The sequence below is a fragment of the Flammeovirga pacifica genome (assembly GCF_000807855.2).
Lineage (GTDB): Bacteria > Bacteroidota > Bacteroidia > Cytophagales > Flammeovirgaceae > Flammeovirga > Flammeovirga pacifica.
In genome coordinates this window covers 3,137,982-3,140,850 of record NZ_JRYR02000001.1, presented here as the reverse complement: position 1 = coordinate 3,140,850, position 2,869 = coordinate 3,137,982, and the positions used below count along the sequence as shown (strand labels likewise).

2 protein-coding genes are annotated in these 2,869 nt (G+C 30.8%); both read left to right on the top strand.

Annotation, left to right across the window (positions count from 1 at the left end):
- On the top strand, positions 1-247 hold a 247-nt coding region (locus tag NH26_RS25655; RefSeq protein WP_242427325.1), incomplete at its 5' end, for a sensor histidine kinase.
- A gap of 1 nt (position 248) precedes the next feature.
- A partial coding sequence (locus tag NH26_RS25450; protein WP_158021935.1) for a tetratricopeptide repeat protein occupies positions 249-2,869 on the top strand: 2,621 nt, incomplete at its 3' end.

Below are 2,869 nucleotides of genomic sequence, written 5' to 3'. Positions count from 1 at the left end.
TAATATTTTTAAGTATTCGAAGGCTACAAAAGTAGATATTCAATTAAAAAATTATGATGATATCTATATGCTCACTATTGAAGATAATGGTGTTGGGTTTGATGCTATTAATGTAATAAAAAAGAATTCTGGGTTGGGTTTTAAGGGAATGAAAAATAGACTGGATGCTATTGGAGGTTTCTTAGAAATAGAAAGTAGAGAAGGGAGAGGTACTACTTTATTAATTGAGATCAATAAAAACTTTTAGTATGTGTAATAGAAGAAACTATATCTACCTAAGTATTTTACTACTATTGATTTCTGAAGTTGCTATCTGTCAAACAAAATCAGATTCTTTATGGAATGTTTGGACAAATACTAATTTAGAAGATACAACTCGGTTAGAAGCACTCCTTAAGCAAAGTAAAGAAATAGTAAAGTCAAATACAGATAGTGCATTTGCCCTTGCAAACATAGGCTTACAATATGCAGAGGAGAAAAACTTATTGAAATATCAATCAGAAAATTTAATAATTAGAGGGAAGACTCAATATAGAAAAGGAAAGTACGAAGAAGCCGAAATCACTTTTAAAAAATCCTTGAATATAGCTAGAGAAGTGGCGGATAGTTTATTAGTTTCCAGGTCAATTCATGGGATTGGATCTACTTATTATGCAAGAGGAGATTATGAAACTACATTAAATTATTACAATAAAAGTTTTGCAATTGCATCAACTTTAAATGATAAAATCCTGATGGCGGGAGCATTGAATAATATTGGTATTATTAATATTTTTCAAAAAAATTATGAGGAGGCAGAGAAAAATTTAACCCGATGTCATCAATTATATACGGAAGCGGGAAGTCCGAAAAGTGCTCCTCTGACAAATTTGGCAGTCATTAAATCTCGTCAAGGAGATTTAAGTGCATCAGTAGAGCTTCAATTTAAAGCTTTAAAAATCAATGAGGAAGCAGGCAATGAATATTCTATGGCTTATACTTATTTGAGTATTTCTAATTCTTACTTTCAGTTAAAGGATTATGATAACTACATAAAATATACGGACAAAAGTTATCAGATAAGAAAGAGGCTAGGTGATAAAGCGGGAATATTAAAGTGTCTAACCAATTTTGGAATAGCCTATGATTACAAAAAAGAATATGATAAAGCACTTCAATATTTTGAGGAAGCATTAGCTATAGCAAGAGAATTAAATCGTAAACATAATATTGGGACTTTACTGAATAGTATAGCTTTAATTCATATCAGAAATGATCAATTAGAAGGAGTCTACAATAGCTTAAACGATGCTTTAGCAATCAATAAAACACTTGATGATAAAAAAGGTATTGCTAAAAGCTATCGTTATTTAGGTCTTTATTATAAACAAAAAGGAAGCTACGATAAAGCAATTTTTTATTTGAAAAAAGCCTTAGCAAGAGCTGAAGGCCTTGAAATTGAGCAAACACAAAATATTTCAAAAGACTTATATGATATTTATGTAATACTAGGGAATAGTAAGCAGGCCTTGGTAAGTTACGAGCATTTTGTGACAGCAAGAGACAGTATACTTAATTTAGAAAGTCAACAAGTAGTTTTACATCAACAGTACCAATACGAAAATGAAAAACGAGCTTTGTCGGACAGCCTCAATTATGCCAGCCAAAAGCTAATTCAACAAGAAAAACTCGTTCAATCAAAAAATCAAAGAACTGCATTAATTATCATACTAGGTTTAGTAACACTATTTACAATTTTCGCCATCAATAGAGTTCGATTAACTAGAAAACAAAAAAGAATTATTGAGGGACAAGTGGTAGAGCTCAATGAATTGAATGATAATTTGGAAGAAAAAGTAATCGAAAGATCTCAAAAAATTGCAGATCGAGAAGAACAACTTCGATATGCTTTAGAGGCTTCTAACGATGGTATCTGGGATTGGAATGTTAAATCAAAACAAATGATTTTTAGTCCAGCTTTATATACAATGCTAGGATATGAGCCTTATGAATTTGAAGAACATATTGATGAAATTCAAAATAGAATTCATCCAGATGATTTTAAAAAGATGGGATCGACGCCATATTTAGATTTGATACTTCAAAGTAAAGATGGAAATCTGATGAGTGAGGCGAGACTTAAAAATAAACAAGAGAAATACATTTGGATACAAATTAAAGGTAAAGTTGCCGCTTTCAATGATGATGGGAGTCCTAAAAGAGTAGTGGGTACTTTAACCGATATAACTTCTATCAAACAAAAAGCACAAGATATTTTAAACGCTGTAATGACCACCGAGGATATAGAAAGGAATAGAATAGCCAAAGATATCCATGATGGTTTACAACAAACATTGACAATTGTATCATTGAACCTTCAAAAAGTAAGAAAAAGTATCAATTTACTACCTTCAGAGGTAATTGAAACTTTTGGTATAGGATATGACTATTTGCAAAAATCAATTACAGAAAGTCGTAGTGTAGCACATAATCTAATGCCTAAAGCAATTATTGACCTTGGTATTATTAATGCTTTTGAAAGTTTGATTGTTGAGGTAGATCGAAGTACAGATAGCATAGATATCAAATTCTTTCATAATTTTGGAGAGCATCAAATAGAAAATCCACAAATCAAACTAACCTTATACCGTATTCTTCAAGAAGGAATCAATAATATTTTTAAGTATTCGAAGGCTACAAAAGTAGATATTCAATTAAAAAATTATGATGATATCTATATGCTCACTATTGAAGATAATGGTGTTGGGTTTGATGCTATTAATGTAATAAAAAAGAACTCTGGGTTGGGTTTTAAGGGAATGAAAAATAGATTGGATGCTATTGGAGGTTTCTTAGAAATAGAAAGTAGAGAAGGGAGAGGTACTACACT